At 45.4% G+C, this 19,823-nt stretch carries 15 protein-coding genes; 7 read left to right on the top strand and 8 right to left on the bottom strand.

The window, feature by feature from the left end; genetic code table 11:
• The first annotated feature begins 478 nt into the window (after positions 1 to 478).
• The gene (locus tag ABMY42_RS19245; protein WP_050926510.1) at positions 479 to 1,033 is read left to right on the top strand and encodes a DUF6795 domain-containing protein; all 555 of its coding nucleotides are present in this window, start codon (positions 479 to 481) and stop codon (positions 1,031 to 1,033) included.
• A 9-nt stretch (positions 1,034 to 1,042) separates the two neighbouring features.
• Positions 1,043 to 2,200: a lipase family protein gene (locus ABMY42_RS19240; RefSeq protein WP_050907470.1), complete on the top strand. Its 1,158-nt coding sequence runs from the start codon at positions 1,043 to 1,045 to the stop codon at positions 2,198 to 2,200.
• Positions 2,201 to 2,315: 115 nt separating this feature from the next.
• Here the strand turns inward: ABMY42_RS19240 and ABMY42_RS19235 are convergent, their stop codons facing one another.
• Positions 2,316 to 3,035: a beta-ketoacyl-ACP reductase gene (locus tag ABMY42_RS19235; protein ID WP_349266662.1), complete on the bottom strand. Its 720-nt coding sequence runs from the start codon at positions 3,033 to 3,035 to the stop codon at positions 2,316 to 2,318.
• A gap of 430 nt (positions 3,036 to 3,465) precedes the next feature.
• Here ABMY42_RS19235 and ABMY42_RS19230 point away from each other — a divergent pair, with 430 nt between their 5' ends.
• Positions 3,466 to 4,950, top strand: coding sequence for a DUF1800 family protein (locus ABMY42_RS19230; RefSeq protein ID WP_349266661.1), 1,485 nt, complete (start codon positions 3,466 to 3,468; stop codon positions 4,948 to 4,950).
• 5 nt (positions 4,951 to 4,955) lie between these two features.
• Complete coding sequence (locus ABMY42_RS19225) at positions 4,956 to 6,302, top strand: DUF1501 domain-containing protein (protein ID WP_349266660.1); 1,347 nt, start codon at positions 4,956 to 4,958, stop codon at positions 6,300 to 6,302.
• A gap of 111 nt (positions 6,303 to 6,413) precedes the next feature.
• Here ABMY42_RS19225 and ABMY42_RS19220 read toward each other — a convergent pair whose 3' ends face one another.
• From ABMY42_RS19220 to ABMY42_RS19210, 3 genes are read right to left on the bottom strand one after another with little or no spacing between them, the layout of a single operon-like run.
• Positions 6,414 to 7,220: a metal ABC transporter permease gene (locus tag ABMY42_RS19220; RefSeq protein ID WP_349266659.1), complete on the bottom strand. Its 807-nt coding sequence runs from the start codon at positions 7,218 to 7,220 to the stop codon at positions 6,414 to 6,416.
• Positions 7,221 to 7,223: 3 nt separating this feature from the next.
• Entirely contained in the window at positions 7,224 to 8,150 is a 927-nt protein-coding gene (locus ABMY42_RS19215) for a zinc ABC transporter substrate-binding protein (protein ID WP_349266729.1), read from the bottom strand.
• Entirely contained in the window at positions 8,140 to 9,288 is a 1,149-nt protein-coding gene (locus ABMY42_RS19210) for a hypothetical protein (RefSeq protein ID WP_017189561.1), read from the bottom strand. Before ABMY42_RS19210 ends, ABMY42_RS19215 begins: the two co-directional genes overlap by 11 nt.
• Positions 9,289 to 9,591: 303 nt before the next feature.
• Here ABMY42_RS19210 and ABMY42_RS19205 point away from each other — a divergent pair, with 303 nt between their 5' ends.
• Positions 9,592 to 10,245 carry a cupin domain-containing protein gene (locus ABMY42_RS19205; protein ID WP_005452759.1) on the top strand — a complete coding sequence of 218 codons (654 nt, stop codon included), beginning with the start codon at positions 9,592 to 9,594 and terminating at the stop codon, positions 10,243 to 10,245.
• Between the two features lie 81 nt (positions 10,246 to 10,326).
• On the opposite strand, the gene ABMY42_RS19200 is transcribed toward ABMY42_RS19205, so the two are convergent.
• Positions 10,327 to 10,566 carry a YdcH family protein gene (locus tag ABMY42_RS19200; protein WP_005452761.1) on the bottom strand — a complete coding sequence of 80 codons (240 nt, stop codon included), beginning with the start codon at positions 10,564 to 10,566 and terminating at the stop codon, positions 10,327 to 10,329.
• Positions 10,567 to 10,799: 233 nt separating this feature from the next.
• Here ABMY42_RS19200 and ABMY42_RS19195 point away from each other — a divergent pair, with 233 nt between their 5' ends.
• Both ABMY42_RS19195 and ABMY42_RS19190 read left to right on the top strand, forming a co-directional pair.
• Positions 10,800 to 11,603: an SDR family NAD(P)-dependent oxidoreductase gene (locus ABMY42_RS19195; RefSeq protein WP_349266658.1), complete on the top strand. Its 804-nt coding sequence runs from the start codon at positions 10,800 to 10,802 to the stop codon at positions 11,601 to 11,603.
• Between the two features lie 266 nt (positions 11,604 to 11,869).
• Positions 11,870 to 12,742: a radical SAM protein gene (locus ABMY42_RS19190; protein ID WP_349266657.1), complete on the top strand. Its 873-nt coding sequence runs from the start codon at positions 11,870 to 11,872 to the stop codon at positions 12,740 to 12,742.
• A gap of 113 nt (positions 12,743 to 12,855) precedes the next feature.
• On the opposite strand, the gene ABMY42_RS19185 is transcribed toward ABMY42_RS19190, so the two are convergent.
• The 3 genes from ABMY42_RS19185 to ABMY42_RS19175 form a co-directional block, all read right to left on the bottom strand.
• On the bottom strand, positions 12,856 to 14,160 hold the full coding sequence (locus ABMY42_RS19185; RefSeq protein WP_349266656.1) for a dicarboxylate/amino acid:cation symporter: 1,305 nt from the start codon (positions 14,158 to 14,160) through the stop codon (positions 12,856 to 12,858).
• Between the two features lie 83 nt (positions 14,161 to 14,243).
• Positions 14,244 to 15,494, bottom strand: coding sequence for an NAD(P)/FAD-dependent oxidoreductase (locus tag ABMY42_RS19180; protein ID WP_349266655.1), 1,251 nt, complete (start codon positions 15,492 to 15,494; stop codon positions 14,244 to 14,246).
• A gap of 231 nt (positions 15,495 to 15,725) precedes the next feature.
• Positions 15,726 to 19,349, bottom strand: a complete 3,624-nt coding sequence (locus ABMY42_RS19175) for an Ig-like domain-containing protein (RefSeq protein ID WP_349266654.1) — start codon at positions 19,347 to 19,349, stop codon at positions 15,726 to 15,728.
• Positions 19,350 to 19,823: the final 474 nt, after the last annotated feature.

Raw genomic sequence — 19,823 nt, 5'->3', positions numbered from 1 at the left:
CTCAAAATAGGTAAATTAGAAAAGTCTTGGCTATAACTTCAATAAAATGCTCAATCGTTTATATCGAGGCGTCAATGAAGGCATTAGTTTTTTTAATTATTTAACCTTAACTAAACTCATTGTTGGACATAATCATTTGAGGACATTAACAACAAATAACTTCTATCCATAAGCTGTCGCATAACACATCTAAGGAAATTTCAGTCTAATATACTATTGAAAAAAGCAATATTCTTGTTAACGGCAAATATAATAGAAAGCCGCTCCAATGGAATTGACGTCTCATTTTTGACAACAAATCCAAATTGATCACTATCTTGCCTTAGACAATATTGCCAGTTCTGTTTTCAGCATATAGCATGCCAATACAAACTACATGCATATCAACAGGTTGAACATGTTTAGAAGTTTACTATCGTTAACGCACCTTAGTTTTCTGTTAGTTTTTGCACTTTCAGCTTGTGGCTCGGAGAACAAAATGTTTAGAAAGAAAACAGTTCAGCTTTTCCCTCCAGTGGCTGGAAAACTTACCAACAATGGTTCCCCTTTACCAGATGTTAAATTAAAAAGAAGCTATGAATTTATCGATGTTACTGATGGTGAAATACATGATTACACGACAACTGACAGCGAGGGACGCTTTAGTTTTCCTGAGTTAACCATGCAATCACGCCATGCCGACAATCCCTTTGCTACCAATGTTATCTGGCAGGGAATTCGTATTGACGATGATGATCAAAACAAGGTAGAAGATGATGAAGTCTACCTTTGGGATGCGAACTCTCGAGGAGTTAAACATAATGCTTACTTTGTAGAGATGTTATCTGCTCTAAATTGCGATCTATCGAATAGTGAAGAAGTGATTTATGTGTATAACTCAAAATACCCCAGTGGCGTAATTGTATACCCTATAGTCAGTATTTGCAGATGGCCTAAACGATCTGAAATTGAAAAAAGAAAAGCCGCAGACATTGAAGAGTTTGATGAGCTAAAAAATTTGGATAAGTACGGTAATATTAATGGATTAATTTAAGGGATTAAAATGACAACACTTTCTCCAAGGTTAGCCTCTGAGCTAGCTAACTTTGCCTATTCTATTCGTGAAAGCAAACGAAGAATTGAGCCCTTACCTTACATACAAAAGTATTTCGAAACTCAACATAGGGCAACTAGCAAAACTGGTGGTTATATTTTCAATAAAGAAACAGGTTTTGCCGCTTTAGGATATGGTAAAGAGAGATACAAAGGTGATGCAATCATTGCCATAAGAGGTACAAAAATGACCTCTGGTCACGATTGGGGGACTAACGCTCAAGTTGGCTTAAAGGGCAGCGATAATGGACAGACAGTACATGCGGGATTTCAACGTACGTTTTCATTATTACGTCCCCAACTAAAAAAGTTTCTTGATGAGTGGTACGGACATTCAAATTCTGGAATCGTGCATTGTGTTGGACATAGCCTAGGAGGTGCCTTAGCCACGCTTACTGCCGACTGGTTGGCGACAAGCTCTCTTGCTAGCAATGTGAACTTATATACCTTTGGCGCTCCTCGTGCAGGTCTATCTGGTTTTGCTATGGCAAATACAAATAGAGTTAACAACATTTATCGCTGCACTCATGGCGCAGATGTCGTGCCTAAAGTGCCTCTTTGGCCCTTTGTTCATTCTCCGTATAAAGGCTTTGAGTTCCGACTCGATGGTGGACAGGGAATCTGCCCTAGCGCTCATGGTATGGATCCTGAAGCAGGTGCTATTCCGGGGTATCTTGCTACAGCAAAAAAAGAAGATTGGGGAACATTGCAAAAAACTGCTAGTGATTATCTTTCCCCTGTACGGCTAGATTATGATAAGCGCAACCAAGCTAGTTACAATAATTACTGGACTGACCGATTAAGCGCCGCTCTACTAACGCTTCTTAAAGACGCAGGTTATTATACTGCAGTGGTCGCTCAAGCTGCCATCAGCAGTGGAGCGACTTTATATGATTTTATCGCTCAAACTTTGGTTAAAATAACAGAAGCCGGAAAAACTGCAGCATCACAAGTAAAAGGCTTGTTGGGTCATATGTTGGTATTTGCTGGTTCAGCTAGTTCAATTGTTAAAGATTTAACCTTTAAAACCATTAGAGGTATCTTCAATAAAATGCTCAATCGTTTATATCGAGGCGTCAATGAAGCTATTAAGCGTTTTTATGATTAACAGCTTCAACCTGTTTTTATGGAAAACGGGTTCCAATAACTAAGTTGACTCTATCCAACAAAAACGCCCTTCACTCAGATGAAGGGCGTTTGTTATTTGAGGTTTAGTTCGTTGGTTAAAGCACTAAACCACCGTCAATCTTGAGCACTTGTCCTGTAATGTAAGCGCTCTTGTCGGAGGTGAGGAAGGACACACCATTAGCGATGTCTTGTACTGACCCCATTCGACCTAATGGGGTTTTGCCTTCCATCATTTCAATGACTTTTTCTGGTAGGTTTTTGGTCATGTCGGTGGCGATAAAACCTGGCGCGACACAATTGACGCGGATCTGTGCCCCCTTTCTCGATAGCTCTTTCGTCCAGCCTTTGCTCATTGAAATAACGCCGCCTTTACTTGCGCCATAGTTGCTCTGACCGATATTGCCATCCGTTCCCACGATAGAAGAAATGCTTACAATACTGCCCTCCCCCTGCTCTAGCATAACAGGGGCAACACGTTGAGTTAGTAAGAATACGGCTTTTAAGTTCACGTCGATAACGCTGTCCCAATCTTGCTCTAGCATGTCTGGCAGCAATGCATCACGAGTAATGCCGGCGTTATTAACCAGCGCATCAATTCTGCCATGCTGTTTTACGATACTATCTACCACTTCGCTAACGGTTGCGGCATCGCACAAATTGACTTGATAACTGCTTAACTGCGCTGACTGGCTCCATTCCACAGGCGATATATCCAGCCCGACTACGTGGAATCCATCCTCCAGTAATTGCTCACAAATAGCTTGGCCAATACCACGAGCCGCACCAGTGACTACTGCTACTTTTTCCGGTTTCATCTTGGTCTTCCTTAAATGTTGAGATTACAAATTCGCTGTTATCCCTAGCGTTTGTTGTTTTTATGCTTAGTCGCGTTATAGCTGCGCTTCTCGTACGCAGGGTCTTTCATAAACTATAGAAACAGTCTGGGAGTCGGATGTGAACTAATCAAGACATCTTGATGATGGTTTGCCAAATAATGCGTTTCCGTCACTGTTCTATCGATGTTGCTGCGTAACAAATGCGCTTTTTGTTGAATAAGCAGCCTTTCACTTAAAGCTCACCCATTTAATTCTTAGATTATGCAGCAAAGTCACAATAAACCTGTGGGTATTACATTCTTGTTATCAAAAATCTGGATTACGATTTTAAAGATACAGCGTGCTTTTAAACATGGATGCGAGAAAGACGCCTCACCTGACAAAGATAACAATACCTACGGGAGATAAAATGAATCAGGCTTACATAGATGCAGCAAGAACGCTGCAACAGTGCACATTTGGGCCATCCCAACGTGACATTAATGACCTCGTTCAATCAGGAAGCATTGAAAACTGGGTCGCTCAACAAACACTTATCCCTTCTTCATCTTGGCTTACTCACTTTGAACAAGATGAGTTGAATGTTCCCGACTTAGGACAGGGCTTGTATTACGCCAGCAGTTGGACGCGCATGACGGTGGAAGGCAACGATATTCTGCGTCAACGCGTCGGTTATACCCTTTCTCAACTGTTTGTCGTGAGCGTAAAAGACCCAGCATTTAGTGCAGTGTCTAAGCGTCGTTACATGTGTAATTACTTCGATGGGCTGCTCGATAACGCTTTTGCGAACTTCCGTGATGTGATTCGCTTTGTATCGAAATCGCCAATCATGGGCGAATACCTAACCTTTGTAAACAACGTTTCTAATGAGCTCACTGCACCAGATGAAAACTACGCGCGAGAGCTGTTGCAGTTATTCACTCTTGGTCCTGTCAAGCTGCGCAATAACGGTGAAGTCCGTTTGGATGCCGAAGGTAACGAAATGGCATCTTACACCCAAGAAGATATTGAACAACTGGCCCGCGTGTTTACCGGCTGGAAGTTCATTGATATCCGCGGTAATGACAAATACAGCCAACCGATGTTGCCACGCGGCGAGCATGACATGGGCGAAAAACGTATTCTTGGTAAAACCTTCCCCGCCGGTGTAGGTGCAGAGGATGAGCTGGAAGCAGTGATTGAGCATTTGATGAAACAGAACACACTCTACACTTTTGTAACCAAGTTCTTCATCAATAAGCTTGTGACCAGTAACCCGAGAGCGGGCTACATTCGCCGTGTCCGCCGGGCATTTAAACGCTCTGATGGCGACATGCAAACTCTAGTAGTTGCGATTTTAACTGACAAAGACGCCCTGCGTTCTGGTAACTCAGTGGGCAAATTGCGTGACCCGCTATCTGTCTTTACTCATGCGATGCGCGCTCTGCAAGTGAAGCGTCGTGACGGTGTGATGATGTGGCCAAAACAATTCAATTGGTATAGTCGAACGCTGCCTTTATCTGCCCCATCTGTGTTTTATTACTATCAACCTGATGACGCGCCAAATCATCCTGATTTTAATGGTTTGGTGGCACCCGAGTTTAATGTGTATCAATGGCATGACATTTACCAATACGGGATTCAGTTCCGTGAGTTGATTGCTCGCTTCGAACAGGAAAACAAAGATTGGTACATGGATGAAACCTTGTTCATCCGTTACCTTGCGTTTGATGATAAAGGGGTTGTTGATTACCTCAACGAGCATTTGTTCGCTTTTCAAATGAGTGAGCAAGCGCGCCAGTGCTATCTCGATTACCTCGCTCAGTGTCCGGGACGCAAACCGGAATGGCGCAAAGAGATTAAGAATCTCGTCATGAACGCACTGCTTTCACCAGAATTCATCACACAGGGGTAAACATCATGAACTTAACTCGACGTCGATTTTTACAAGCAAGTTCCGCTGGTGTGGGTATTTCTGCGCTGAACCTAGCGGCATTTCCTGCCTTTGCTGACTCGTTTAGTCAATGCCAAAACGGATATCGCGCTGTTGTCGGCATTGACCTTGCAGGCGGTAATGATGGCTACAACATGCTTATTCCAACGGCAGCCAATGCCAACGCTCAATATCGCGCCCTACGTGGCAATTTGGCTTTGGATGAAACTACGTGTATTTACCTAGATGCCGTGAACGACACGGCAAAACTGGCGCTCAACCCTGCCATGGCGGCGCTCAAACCTTACTGGGACAGCGCGAACCTTGTACCTGTGATTAACCTAGGACCACTGACTCAACGCGTAAACAACGTGATATATGGCGAAAGTACGCGACCAGCGCATCTGTTCAGCCACTCGCATCAATCCACCATGGTTCAGTCTCATGCGACCAAGTCTTTATCGAAAGAAGGCTTTGGTGCAAAGACATCCACCGAGCTAGGTACCATGCTGCGCAATCTAAACGAACTATCGCCAATGTTTGATATTGGCGGTACGCAGGTGTGGACAAATTGTATTGAAGCACAATCCAACTCGGTGGGATCTCAACCTCCAAGCGATATTTTTAATGATCAACGTTCACGCGACTTGTTCGATCAACTGCAAAGTACCGGCAGTTACAGCAATATTTTTCAATCGCATTACGCAGGAGTCGCGGTAGATTCCACCAGAATGTATGAGCAGTTTAGTTCGATTCTGAATTCCGAGATCACCGATGTTTTCCCTGAAACACGAATCGGTAAGCAATTGAAAGCGGTGTTCAAGCTGATTCTGCATAAAGATCAATTCCAACATCCTGCTCAGTACTTCAGTTGTAAGTTGGGAGGATTTGATACTCACTCAGCACAAATCAATCGTCAAACTGGTTTGTTGCAAGAGTTGGCAGAAGCAATGGCAGCGTTCCAATTAGCATTACAAAACAATGGGTTGTTTGAGCAAGTGACGACATTTACTCACTCTGAGTTTGGTCGAACTCTGATTCCAAACGGCACCGATGGCACGGATCACGGCTGGGCAAGTCACGCCTTAGTCATGGGCGGTGGTGTAGCAGGAAAAGCAATTGTGGGTGAGTACCCAGATTTATCTGAACAGAGTCCGTATTTGCTTTCTCGTGGGCGTGTTATTCCCACTATTTCTTCAGATCAATTGCATGCAAGTTTGATGGCGTGGTTGGGCTTATCGGAAACCGGAATCAATCAATTATTCCCTGCGTTGGATAACACTTTGACAGATTCGATTCAGCCTCAAATTCTCCCTATTTTCAAATCTTGCTAAAATAGAAACAGATAGAGTGGCTAATTGGTCTATAAACGAAGACTGATCAGGCGTTACTAATAAGAAAAAGCAGTGCTAAACAAAAGGCTCCGTGAATGCGGAGCCTTTTTATCATTGCGCGATATGCTCTTGACCTTTGCAAGCAGATTGCGATTTGAGCAACCAAGGTTGCAGCAAAAGATTGAACAACATACCTGCGATAAACAAGGTGATGACAATACTCGCCCCGCTTGGTAAATCGTAACGAGCCGAAACAGCAATGCCCGATAGTATTCCGACAATACCAATGCTGATACTCGCAATAAAGAACCGAATCCCTTTCAATGTTGCGGCGCACAAAGCCGGAATCACCAACAACGCAAATTCTAAGTAAATCCCCGTGAGCTTGACCGTAATCGGCATCAAGATAGCAAAGATAAGATAGAAGCCACTGCCCTGCATAAACTCAGGCTTGAACCATACCAACAGCAACATCGCCGCGGTTATCAAAGCCAAAGGCCAAACGTCCGCCCACGTTGCCCACAACAACTGACCATTAAGGATGCCTTGAATGAAGTCACCGCCATGTGGGTCTTTGCTCACGAGCAAAATCGCCAGCGATGCGGATACTACAAACAGGCTGCCGATCATCGGCTCTAAATGCTGTTGGTATCGCTTCTCCATTACGGCGATCAGACCGCAAAGCAATAACGACATCACCCAAGGACCGACCATCTCACCAAAGAAGGAGCCTGAAAACAGTGCGTATTGGTTCAACCAATAATGGCTGAGCGCAGCTCCCAAAGCGGCAACTTGTGCCACCGCCAAATCAATAAAGATGATCTGTCGATTGAGAACTTGTTGCCCAAGAACCACATTTCCAACCAGAGCAATTAAGCCGCACAACACCGCTGGCAATAACCATGCATACTCAGCCATGGTTTAGATCTTCACCGGAATGGGTTGCACGAGCACGGCCAATAAATCGTCGATAACTTGATCGTACATTTCATCCAAGCTTTCACCTTTAGAAACCGTCAGTGGCAGTTGAATCACAGGTTTGTTTGTATGCTGCTGTAACCAATTTGCTGGACGCTGGTCTTGGTGAGATGAGTAAACAATCGCATCAAAACTATTGGCATCTAACTTGGTGAGTGATTGCAGGTGAGATGTGGTTGGCGAGATACCCGGTTTTGGTTCTAAGTCAGCAATTTGCTCCATGCCAAGCCAATCGTACAAATAACGATAAGTCGCATGATACCCCACCACTTGCTTCCCTTTTAATGGCGCGGCTTTTTCATTCCATTCATTGAGTTTTTTACGCCAATGCGCACGAAACTTCATGCCATTAAACTGGTACGTTTGCGCATTATCTGGATCGATGGTTTTCAAACGCTCGGTGATCGCATGTGAGAGTGGAATCATATCGTTGGCTGCAAACTGCACGTGCGGATTGCCATGGGCGTGAATGTCCCCCATGCTACGGTCGACGTGGTCATGAGTATCTAACATTCGAACGAAATCCGTTGCGTAAATCATACTCGGTGCGCCGTTTTGTACCGCAGCATTGCTACTGCGTACTTGCAACATGGGTAGCCACCCTACTTCCAACTCGGCGCCGGAACACATTGCCATATCGGCTTGACGCATTTTGGCAATTAAAGAAGGGCGAGCTTGGACGTAATGCGGATCTTGCTTTACTGTGGTCGCAGAATAGATGGTGGCGTCTGGTGCGTGGCTTTCGAGCAAGGCTTTCCATTCTGGCTCACAAACGAAGATGTTGAGAGCCAAAGCAGGCGAAGAGATGATGGCAGCCCCCGCCGCCATCATCGCTAAACTGCATTGAGTCAGTGTCAGCTTAGAACGCATGTGCACCGTGCGCTCCAAATGTCATAACGTATTGCAGAGTAAATACGTTATCTGTTTCGCTGTCTTGGTTATCGATACGAGTGTATTGCGCACGGATAGTACCAAAGTGAGAAGAATCCCACGCGATCATCGCATCCATTTCTTTATCATTCAGTGCAGTGAAGTGCATATGGTCGCCGTGAGCATGACCATCGTAGCTTTCTGCTTCACCGTAACGTAGACCTGCTGACCAGCTTGGGTTAAATCGGTAAACACCTGATACGTAGTATGCGCTTAGGTTATCTGGCGACTCCGCATCATCTTTAAACTTGCTGTCTACCACGCCGTCCAACAACATGTATTCCGCTGATAGTGTCAAGTTGCTGTATTTGTAATTACCATCTGGAGCCCATTTCCATACGAAATCTGCACCGTAAAGGTTTGCACCAGTGACTGCTGCACTATGATTATGGTCGTGACCATGCTCCTCTTCGTGACCATGACCGTGGTCGTGATCTTCGAACTCTTTCACTTTCCCGTTTTCGTTACGCAGGTAGCTTAAACCAAACTGCCAGCTAGATGATTCAGAGAAATCATTACCTAGTTTCAGCGTAGAGGTGTAAACGCCTACTTTGGAGCCTTCTTCAACAGAAGACATCTTGCTACCACTTAATGCTTCAACGCCAAATTTCACGTACAGATCCGTTGGCAACACAATGTTTGCGCGTACACCATCATCGTAGTAGTGCGAGCCTAGGAATGTGCGGTAAGCAATCGGACGCTCCACAAAACTGTCGGTGTGCATGTGTTGATTGTTCAGGTAACCAAAATCAGACAGGAATCGACCAGCACGAACATTGAGACCGTATGGAAGTGCCAGTGTCTCGACAAAAGCTTCTTCAAGCATCAATTCTGTTTCATTGCCATGGCTTTCTAATACTGCTGTTAGCGCACCGTGGAATTTGTCATCAATGTTTGCAGACATGTTCAACTCAGTGTGACCAAGACCAAAACCTTCTTCACGCTCTGAGTTATGACGTTGGCCATCTTGATAGTAACCGTCTAGCACTACGCCAATCTGAGGGTTCGAAAGCGCATCGGCAAAAACTGGGGAAACAAACAAGCTACCAACCGCTAAAGAGACCAATTTCTTATTCACTACGTTTTTCCTTATTTTGTTATGTTATAACACCATTCAATATTTCGCGAATGTTATAACATAACAAAGAGTAAAAAAAGCGAAGCATGTAACAATTTGTAAAATTAACTTATATGTAAATTATCAATAATAATCATAAGGTTAACCGGCAAGGCCTCCGAATCACTCGAAAAATCCATACCTAACCTTGTGAAAACTCCTGGTTGGCAAACACGCGAAAGCGACTAGAATCGCTTTATTACCCAGATGACGCCAAGATGCTTGGATATACGTACTGGATATAAACAAATACTGGAAGCAACTATGTTAAACATGGATTTTTCACAACGCTTGGTGATTAAAACCGCAGAACAGGAATGGATCGCTAGCCCTGCTGTTGGCGTGTGGCGTAAACCGTTAGAGCGTGAAGCTAAAGAGTCAGGACATACCACCAGCATAGTGAAGTACGAGCCAAACTCAGCGTTTGCTACCCACCCTCATCCGTATGGGGAAGAAATCCTAGTGCTTGAGGGGGTGTTTTCCGATGAACATGGCGACTACCCTGCCGGAACTTATATACGCAACCCTCCGGGCAGCCAACACGCGCCTTTTAGTCGTGAAGGCTGTGTAATCTTGGTAAAACTCAACCAGTTTGATCCAAGCGATATTGAAACGGTACGAATTCATACTCATCAAGCAGATTGGCTACCGGGTATTGGCGGATTGCAGGTGATGCCATTGCACGATTTCGAACACGAACATGTGGCGCTGGTAAAGTGGCCAAAAGGCGAAAGATTCCAGCCACACCGTCACTTTGGTGGCGAAGAGATCTTTGTATTATCGGGCGAGTTTAGAGACGAATTTGGTGAGTATCCAACTCACACATGGTTGCGCAGTCCGCACATGAGTGAGCACTTTCCTTTTGTGGAACAAGAAACGGTGATCTGGGTGAAGACTGGGCATCTACCCGTTAAATAGCGTGCTTAAGCTAACAACCCATCTTGCAGATACGAAAACGGCTCGAAGATTCGAGCCGCCATTGATGAAGCACTTGAAGGATTATGCGCTCATTATTTTTGAGTAAAGCCAGTCTTTTAGTTCTGCACGGTTGTGTTTTAAAGTGTTCATTTCATGGTCGTCGATTGGGTTTCCTCGCAATTCGAGTTCACGGATTTCTTTGTCGAGCGTGTTGTAGTTTTTAGCGTTTTCAGCAAACGCGGAGTCGTTAGCTGTCAGTTGAGTGATGGTATCCAAATGTTCTGGGAATTCATGAGTTAATGAGTGATTTTCACCTAACATAGAGACCTCTTTGGCTGAGTATATTTTAAGTTAAACAAGCTGCTCAAATCTTAAGCAACGCTTAAAATAACCATAGCATTTCAAAGGGGGTGAATTCGTCGATTCGCCCACAAAAACACCAATAGATTGATTTTCAATTTTTCCTATAAAGTGTTTCCCCAACGCCCTCAATAGTCTAATGCGGAAGATGCCACTATGATTGTTTCATATCGAATTCATAAGGAATCTCAGCTATGCAAAAAATCATCCTGATCACAGGCTCTACAGACGGCATTGGTTTAGAAACAGCGAAAATGTTAGTGGCTGACGAGCATCATGTGATCGTGCACGGTCGTAACCAAGAAAAAGTCCAAAACGTAGAACAGAGCTTGATTGAGATAAACGCAGGTAAAGTCGAAAGTATTGTTGCGGATTTGTCTTCTCCACGCGCCGTGAAACAGATGGTTGCAGAAATAGCAGAGCGCTTTGGCAAGCTGGACGTCATCATCAATAACGCTGGCGTATACGCAACACCAAACGCAAGAACCCAAGATAACCTAGATGTGCGTTTTGCAGTCAACACCATTGCGCCTTACCTACTGACAAAAGAGTTACTTCCGTTGCTTGGCAATACAGGGCGTGTGGTGAACTTGTCTTCTGCTGCGCAAGCTCCTGTTAGCATTGAGGCATTAATGGGTGACAAACCGTTGTCAGACGGTGAAGCTTATGCACAAAGCAAACTGGCACTTACCATGTGGTCACGCGTGATGGGATTACAGTTGAAAAACGTCGGTCCTATGGTTGTATCAGTCAACCCAAAGTCTCTACTTGGTAGCAAGATGGTAAAAGACGCTTACGGCATTGCTGGCGGCGATATTCGCTTGGGTGCTGACATTTTAATTCGTGCCGCACTATCGGATGAGTTTGCACAAGCACATGGCGCTTACTTCGATAACGACATTGAAGCTTTTGCGGCACCTCATCGTGACGCCTTAAACGAACCAAAGTCACAGCAAGTGGTTGATGCCATTGAAACTGTGATTGCGAAGCTTGTCTAACTCAAGCCAAAATAAATATTGCTATTTTTGTTCAAGCACCTAGCTTCGGCTGGGTGTTTTTTTATCTGCATTCCAACAAAATCCCCCGCCCCCTAATTATCAACAAAATCTAAAAACTTATTCGATGAAAACACCAATTATCAACAATTACTAATGTTGTTAATCTTCGGTAATCGGGAATAAGGCGACGTTATATTGCGCTTATCCCCTCTGTCTTTAGCGAGCGATGGCACTGAATCATCCCGCCTTTAACTGGAGATCCATTTATGAACTATGAGGGCAAAGTTTACCGACCATGGCCGGAATACCGCAGCATTCTTATCCAAACTACGCTGGGCTGTAGCATCAATACGTGCACGTTCTGTAGCATGTTTGATGATAAGCGCTTTAAAGTGCGTCCCATTAAGGATGTGTTTAAAGATATTGAGGAAGCGCGTCTTATCTACCCACACGTAGAGTCGATCTTTCTAATCGACGGTAACGTTATGGCAGCACGCACGGATTACTTGCTCAAGATCTTCGACAAACTGCGCTCCACGTTCCCTGAGTGCAAAAAGACTTCACTTTACAGTGGCATGAACGATTTCCGCCGTAAAACCATTGCAGAGCTAAAAGAGCTCAAAGATGCTGGACTTGATATGGCGTATTCCGGTCTTGAATCGGGTGATCGAATTGTTCTAGAGCGCATCAAAAAGCGCATGTCACCAGAACAAGCCATTGAAGGCATGGCAATGGCGAAAGAAGCTGGCATCGAAGTATTGCTCTCTTTCATCTTTGGACTTGGTGGGCGTGAGCGTTCAAAAGAGCACATCATCGCCACAACCGATATTTTGAACCAAATGAATCCTGAGCAAATTGCCCCAATGGCACTTGCGATTCAACCGGGAACGGTGATGGAGCAGGAAGTGAAGAATGGTGAGTTCATTATGCCGACACAACTACAGGTGTTGGAAGAGGAAAAATACCTGCTTGAAAACCTGAACATTGATACTTTTTACTGGGGCGACCATGGCAACAACATCGTTCCTCAAAAAGGCTGGCTGTTGGATTCTCGCGACGATTTTCTAAGAAACATCAATCACGCGATTGCGTCTAACCCAATGGCAAAAGACAACGTCATCCAAACCTTTTCGTGGTAATGATGACGGGTTCAGATAAAACACCAAATCCCTAATAGGAACTAAGGAGTGACGCACAATGTCACTCCTTTTTTCAAGCTCGATATTAAAGAAGAACCGACTTGGCCTTAGGGTTAACTCACCGAAGCCGCTGTAGGTTGGTCAAAAACATCACCAGCTTGTTTCTTTTGCCAACGGTCGATGACAAGCGTCGCAATCAAATCCCCTTCCACATTGACGGCGGTGCGGAACGTATCCAACGGCCTTTCTATCACTAATAAAATGGCTATCGCTTCCAATGGAATGCCCGCAGCTAGTAGTACTAACTGCATACCCGACATGGAGCCCGAAGGCATGCCTGGCGCACCAACGGAAGAGACCATTGCCATGATAAAGATCATCACCAACCCTGTGGTACTCAAATCCACCCCAAATAACTGTGCTAGGAAAATTGCAGCGACACCCTCAAATAGCGCGGTGCCGTCCATATTCATTACAGAGCCGAGCGGCAGCACCATACTGCTGACTTCTGGCGCGACATCTAAATTATCTTCCGCACTTTGTTTTGCCAAAGGCAGCGCCGCCGCACTTGATGACGTTGCGAACGCCATGGCTAATGGGGCTGAAATCGCTTTAAACAGTGCGACTGGAGAAATCCCGGTCATTACCTTAGCAATCGTCGGTAATACCACTAGCCCGTGCACCATCGTGAGCACAAACACCAGTAACGCAAACAACGCGAGTTGCTGAATCAGATTCCCACTTGAGGTCAGCGTAATATCAAACACGATCGCAAAAATAGCAATCGGAGACAGCTTAACGATGCCTCGAATCATGGTGTTAACACTTTTGTTCAGCCCCGAGATCACCGCTAGCAACGGATGACCCGATGGAACAGAAAGCAAAATCGCAACGCCTGCCATAAAGGAGAAAACAACGATCGCCAGCAAGTTACCATTCGCCAGTGCAGCAAATGGATTCACCATCGCCATCTTGACAAGGTTGGTGAGTATGGCGGCACCACCAGCACCTTGCTCGTCAATCAAATGAACATCACTACCCACAGAAACGCTTTGATTAAGTGGCTCCCATGCAGGCAAAGCTAACGACGCACCAAGCCCTAAACTAATGGCAATTAAGGTGGTGAAACTGTAGAAAAGTAGTGTTCGCCCCCCCAGAGCTTTAAGACGAACGGTTGAACCAATATTGGTGATGCCTTCGACAAGAGAAAACAGCACCATCAAACCCACTACCATTTTCAGTAAGCCGAGATAGACCGTTTTGCCCAACATTAAAATTTGGTAGTAATCACCCGACAGTAAAAGCGATTTGTCGACCAGTCCATGGTCCATAAGAAGAAGGATGGCTTGAGCCCCACTCCACGCAATTAGGGCAGAAATAAGAAGTTGAACGGGCAAAGAGAGTTGCAAATGACGCATAAAAAACACCTAGCGCCACAAATCCTGATGATTTGGGCGCTCGATAAAAATGAAAAAATGGAATCGAAGAGTCACGGCTTGGATTAAGACCAAGAGCCTTTGTAATATGGGTTCAATAAACCTTTTACGCGTTTAAGCACTACCAAAGCCGACACGCGGAACCAACCGAAAATAACGCGCTGATGCAGCCTAAAGATCGTGTCGTACAAGCGGCGAACGTAGCGTCCACGCAATACGACTTTGTCATTCATCAATGCGCCAACCGCGTAGTCATGCCCAAGCGCGACGACCATCCCACCGTCTTTGAACACAAACGGTTTTAACTCTTTGCCTTTCACTAAGCGTTTAAATTGCTTCGCCAAATGTGTTGCAGCTTGATTGGCAGCTTGCGCTCGTGGCGGCACAATGTTTCCATCTTCTTGTGGGCATTCAGCACTATCACCAATAACAAACACGCTATCATCGAGAGTAGTTTGCAGTGTTGGCAGCACTTTAAGTTGGTTAATGCGGTTACTTTCTAGACCATCGAGATTCGCTATCCAATCTGGACATCGAATCCCTGCTGCCCAAATTTGTAGATCGGCAAGAATGACTTCATTTTCCGTCACGATACGGTCTGCTTCTGCACGTTGAACTTTGGTGTTTAAGCGAACATTAACGCCTTGCTTTTGTAGTTTCTTCAGTACCTTGGCAGACATGCACTCAGCACTTGCAGGTAGCACACGATCCGCCGCTTCGATGAGCGTAATGGAAAGTTGAGTATCATTTTGGTAGCGGTTTAATTGCTTACTGACTTTCGCCCATTCAGCCGCTAACTCAACACCAGTTGCGCCGGCACCCACGATAGAAACACGATGTGAACCACCATTTGCTAGCATTTGCTTCATCTGTTCCCACGCTTTTTCTGCTTGAGAAGCGGAATCTAAGAATAAGCAATGATCGCTCACGCCCGGAATTTTGAAATCGTTACTGATCGCACCAACGGCAATCACGAGGTAATCGTAATCCAGTGTTAACTGCTGCGATAACCCGGTCTGCTCTGGTGAAAACTCAGTACTCACAGTGATGGTTTTGTTCGCACGGTCTAAGCCTGACATGCGCGCTTGAACATATTGGTAACCGTGGCAAGCAGCATGAAGACGAAACGCAACCGAATCGAGCTCGTTATCAAACGTGCCCGCCGCAATCTCATGCAGTCTTGGTTTCCATAAGTGATGAGAAGATGGCTCAACCAAAGTAACGGTATGGTCAGATTTGTCTGCAAAACTGCTCGCTAAACGCGTGACCATTTCTAGACCCGCAGCACCACCACCGACAACAACAAAGTTCGACATACTCCCCTCCCGGAAACCATCCATCGAAAGATAAAAATCAAAAACGCAGCAAATACGTTTGGAATGGCGGGCATTATATTGGGTTGAAAATAAATGATAATAAGCGGAAAAAGAAAATAACTATTACGAATTAGTAATAATAAAAACTAAGCATCTGAGCCAAATGCTAAAAACAAAAAAGCCTCCACTTTTCGGTGATGGCTTTTCTTCATTGATGTTGCTTTGTCTTAATTAGCGAGGATCAAGACCTAGCTTTTGTAGTACCAGTTTGAAGTTCTCGCGGCGCTCTTTCACATTGTGAACATCACCTGTCGAACACGTCAGGTCCGGACAACCACGGTTAACGATGCCTGAAACGTCATCGATAAATTGAGAACCTTGCAGACCACTATCTACATACTTCTTCAGCTCATTGTGGTAGTTCCAATCCGCGTACTGACCGCCTTCATCGTTGTATGCCTGAACTGACGTTACCCAGTAGAACAGACCTGCGATCCACTTGATCTCTTTGTTCTCTTCCGAGCTACAAATCAGACCTGGGTTTGAACAGAAGTCTAGCTCAGCATAAAGTGGGTTCGCCGGTGGCGCTTCTACCGTTACGCCATCAATTGTCTTACCAATGGTTGATGGATCAACGTGCGAGCGACCTAGGTAGTGGTTAAGCGTACCAAAGTTCTGACGACCTGTGGTTTGGATTACACCACGCCCCCACCAGCCACAGCCTTCAACGCTTTCTTGGCTGCTGCCGTCCCAAATGAACTTACCTGCTTTCTGACCAACGTACGTCTTACACTCGTCGCGTTCCCACACTTGCTTAGACGTATCTACGCTTTCTGGAACATCGTTACAGTGACCGTTGTTTGTCCAACGACCTGCTGCACCGTTCACCAATAGACCGCGCTCTTCAAGTACTGCATCAGGTGCTGCAAAGACTGGAGCTGGAGCACCATACCATTTCGCATGAGTCAACGCACTGACTTCCATCTTGTCATCACGAGGACAAGAGTACGCATGATCTAAACCTGAAACTGGGTTTACACCGTAATCTGCGTATTTCTGACCCAGTTGACCACAACTTGCTGTCATTGGGTAATCCGCAGGCGCGCCGTATTTCACTTCAGACCAGTTGTTTTCATCACACGCGTTGTAGCGGATGGTCTCTTGCATACTTTGCGCAAGGAACGCAGCAATCGCGACTTTCGCGTATTTGATGTTGGTTGCATCATCAACTTCATCGTTCATCAACCAGAACTTATTGCCCGCCACACCAATGTTGTGCATTGCGTTCAAGCCATCTAAGAAGTCGTTCCACTTGTAAACCGTTGACGGAACCCACTGAGACTGTGGCGTTTCGTATAGGAAGGCTTCGTTATCCATCACGCTTTCAGCATTTGCTAACTCTTGGTTTAGCGCTTCAATGCGAGTCAACGAACCTTTCTCTAACTCTTCACCTACGTAGTACAGTGGCACTTTCGCCGTTTGGTAAAGCTCAATTTTGCTGGTTAGAGCTTGAGAGTCTTGATCAAACATCAATGCAAATACGTTGCTGTACGCGGCTTTACGGATTTGCTGATCGGTTTGAGTATTGCCCATGAAGTAATTTGCGGTTTGCTCTGTTGGCATGTTCGCTAACATTGCAGGCGCATCAACGTAATCTGTTACCTGTTTTACGTATTCAAGTGCGTGATGCCACTGCTCGCTGGTTAGTGCCGTGGTTGCATTCGATTTAGTAAACACCACAAAGTCAGCTTTGTTCGCAGCATCTGCTTTGTAAAGCTCGAAACTATCAAGTAGATCGGCAGTGAAAACGGACGCTTCATCCCATACAGACTGACGACCAGAGTGGGTATCGTAAGCAAACTCGCCAATGCTTAATGACCAACCAAATGTCGCTTGTGGTGCAAGGGTGGTGAAGATCAAGTTGTACGCATGCGCCCAGCCTTTCACGTCATCGCTCAGTGCGTTGATCGCATCAATATCAATACGGCTACCCTTGATATCAATGGCATTCGTCAGTGCTTCTTTAACCGCAACGGCACCAAACGATGCACCTTTGTCTTGCGTAGCGAGATCCAGAACATCCGATCGAATCACGACAGATGCAGTACCCGCGTTCTCTGCTTGTTCGATAGCCGACACAAACGAACGTGTCAGTTGCTCTAGGTCTGTGAGCGCATCACTGCTGCTTGCTGCAATAGTCAGTGTGCTTGGTGCTTGAGTGGATGGGCTCGCCACTACGAATGTGTTTGGCCAACCTGCCACTTCTAGACGCACTGGGTCCATTGGGTTACGCAATGATAGCGCTGGCGCTGTACCCGGCTCAGTACCATCACAGTTTAGATGTAATGACCATGAGCTATCGCTGCCAGGAACAGATTGAGTCCAGTACACCGCTGAGTAGGCAATGTTCTTATGAACCATAATGTCGCCGCCTGTTGCGTGATCACCACGAGTCCAGTCTGGGTACACATTAAAATCAGCACACAGTCCACCTGTTGGCGGAGGCGTCGGTGTTTCTACTTTTTCAACTGTGATGTTTACACGTGCTGTCGCCGTTAGATGCTCAGCATCTGTTGCGATCGCTTCTAGCTTAACTGCACCGACTTCTGACGCCGTCCAGTTACAAGAGAACTGGTTTGTAGTTGATGCGTTGAAATCACAGATTTGCTTGTTGTTTGCTTTCACGATAACGCGAGACAAATCGTCATCAGCATCCGTTGCACGAACAGAAATGGATACCGCTTCACCTTTTTCAAACTTAGAACCGTTCGAAGGCGAAGAGAAGCTCACTTCTGGCTTAACAAAGCTTGGAGCAGCTTCAATAGCAACAGCGATACTGCGTTGCTCAACCATTTGGTTGTTCTTATCAAGAACCACCACTTTAAGTGTCGCATTGCCCACTTCATTTGGCGTCCAAGATTGAGAATACGTCGTTTGACCTGCAGCGATGTTACGTTGACCTAACTTGCGGTCATTCGCCCAAAACTCCAGTTTAGAGATCAATTCACCATCAACACGGGCTTTGATCGTCGTTGCCTGACCCACCATCAATGCTTGACCCTGTGTAGGCGCGACGAATGTCAGCTCATGCACTTCAGGTACCACTGGTGGCTCAACTGGCTTCTCTTTTACCGAAATGCTTACCGCTTGTTGTTGGGTTAAACCAGAGGTGTCTTCTACTACAGCTTTGATCGTGTGAGTGCCTGCGCCAACAGAAGTCCAAGTTGCTTGGAATGGGGCTTGCGTTACACGAGCAACTTGTTTGTTGTCGACAAAGAAAGTCACAGCTTTAACGCTGGTGTTGGTTGCCGTAACGTTCGCTAGCATGGCAACCGCTTGACCTTCTTCAAACTCAGCACCGTTCACTGGCGAAGCTAATTGAAGAGAAATTTCTGGTTCACCTACTTCACCTTCGTCATCAGCGATCAGACGAATGGTATTTTGAAGAAGAGTCAGATCCAATACACCACTCACACCCAGAGTTAGCTCAATACGCTCACCTGCCGGAAGTTGTGATTTCACCCAGCTACCGCTATCAAAAGCCAACGCGAGCGTGTTCTTGAAGACGTTGCCTTGTGCGTCGCTGGTGAACTTCATGCCCGGGTAGCTGATGCCAGTCGCAGACCAAGAGGGAGTCGACATTGATAGGTTTGAATCAAACGTCACTTTCGCATCACGAAGTTCAACTGGCTTTGAACCGTCGTTCGTTAGGATCACTTTGTAAGTGTTCCACCACTGGCTTTCTGAGCCGACGATAGTTGCGTCTGTGATCACTCCTGCGTGTGCAGCAGGCAACCCCATACCGATCGCCAGTGCTAAAACACTTGGCATGATCGCTAGCGTATTCTTTCTCATAATTAAGGACTTATACAAACAACAATAAAAAGGAAAGGCATTATAGAGGGGGACTTTTTTCGCGTCGCAGCGGACAGATGTAACTAAATGTAACCCAGCTTACAGGTGTAAAAGTGCCAAAAATAAAGCGTCAATTTGACGACATTTCGTACGCAATCGGTAAGCAAACAAAAAACTGGGACTCTAGTTCAAAATTCAGAAAGTGTGCACTGGATAAAACAAATCTATTTTCTGGTGACAATCGAGATAAGAATTTGTCTTTACTTTGCTTTTATGCATCTGAAAATCAATAAGTTACAGAATAAAAACACTTGAAACACTTAGTTACATGTTAGCGAAAAAAACGCCAAAATCAGGGCGTTCTGAAGACACAAATAGGCATCTGAGGTGGTTATAAAGATCGTCTTCACACTTCTTAAATGAAGCGTTCAAAATAAGGCATATGAATGATCATCCAGTGAAAACGATAAGTAT

The organism is Vibrio sp. SSH13-20 (assembly GCF_040104475.1).
Lineage (GTDB): Bacteria > Pseudomonadota > Gammaproteobacteria > Enterobacterales > Vibrionaceae > Vibrio > Vibrio harveyi.
The sequence above is the reverse complement of the archived record's forward strand: the minus strand, read 5'-3'. Positions and strand labels throughout refer to the sequence as shown.

What these genes read in the sequence shown, in the direction of transcription:
- ABMY42_RS19205 (WP_005452759.1), top strand. Translation starts at nt 9,592, where the DNA reads ATGTTAAACATGGATTTTTCACAACGCTTGGTGATTAAAACCGCAGAA.
- ABMY42_RS19215 (WP_349266729.1), bottom strand. Translation starts at nt 8,150, where the DNA reads ATGCGTTCTAAGCTGACACTGACTCAATGCAGTTTAGCGATGATGGCG.
- ABMY42_RS19245 (WP_050926510.1), top strand. Translation starts at nt 479, where the DNA reads ATGTTTAGAAAGAAAACAGTTCAGCTTTTCCCTCCAGTGGCTGGAAAA.
- ABMY42_RS19240 (WP_050907470.1), top strand. Translation starts at nt 1,043, where the DNA reads ATGACAACACTTTCTCCAAGGTTAGCCTCTGAGCTAGCTAACTTTGCC.
- ABMY42_RS19220 (WP_349266659.1), bottom strand. Translation starts at nt 7,220, where the DNA reads ATGGCTGAGTATGCATGGTTATTGCCAGCGGTGTTGTGCGGCTTAATT.
- ABMY42_RS19180 (WP_349266655.1), bottom strand. Translation starts at nt 15,494, where the DNA reads ATGTCGAACTTTGTTGTTGTCGGTGGTGGTGCTGCGGGTCTAGAAATG.
- ABMY42_RS19225 (WP_349266660.1), top strand. Translation starts at nt 4,956, where the DNA reads ATGAACTTAACTCGACGTCGATTTTTACAAGCAAGTTCCGCTGGTGTG.
- ABMY42_RS19235 (WP_349266662.1), bottom strand. Translation starts at nt 3,035, where the DNA reads ATGAAACCGGAAAAAGTAGCAGTAGTCACTGGTGCGGCTCGTGGTATT.
- ABMY42_RS19185 (WP_349266656.1), bottom strand. Translation starts at nt 14,160, where the DNA reads ATGCGTCATTTGCAACTCTCTTTGCCCGTTCAACTTCTTATTTCTGCC.
- ABMY42_RS19230 (WP_349266661.1), top strand. Translation starts at nt 3,466, where the DNA reads ATGAATCAGGCTTACATAGATGCAGCAAGAACGCTGCAACAGTGCACA.
- ABMY42_RS19200 (WP_005452761.1), bottom strand. Translation starts at nt 10,566, where the DNA reads ATGTTAGGTGAAAATCACTCATTAACTCATGAATTCCCAGAACATTTG.
- ABMY42_RS19190 (WP_349266657.1), top strand. Translation starts at nt 11,870, where the DNA reads ATGAACTATGAGGGCAAAGTTTACCGACCATGGCCGGAATACCGCAGC.
- ABMY42_RS19175 (WP_349266654.1), bottom strand. Translation starts at nt 19,349, where the DNA reads ATGAGAAAGAATACGCTAGCGATCATGCCAAGTGTTTTAGCACTGGCG.
- ABMY42_RS19195 (WP_349266658.1), top strand. Translation starts at nt 10,800, where the DNA reads ATGCAAAAAATCATCCTGATCACAGGCTCTACAGACGGCATTGGTTTA.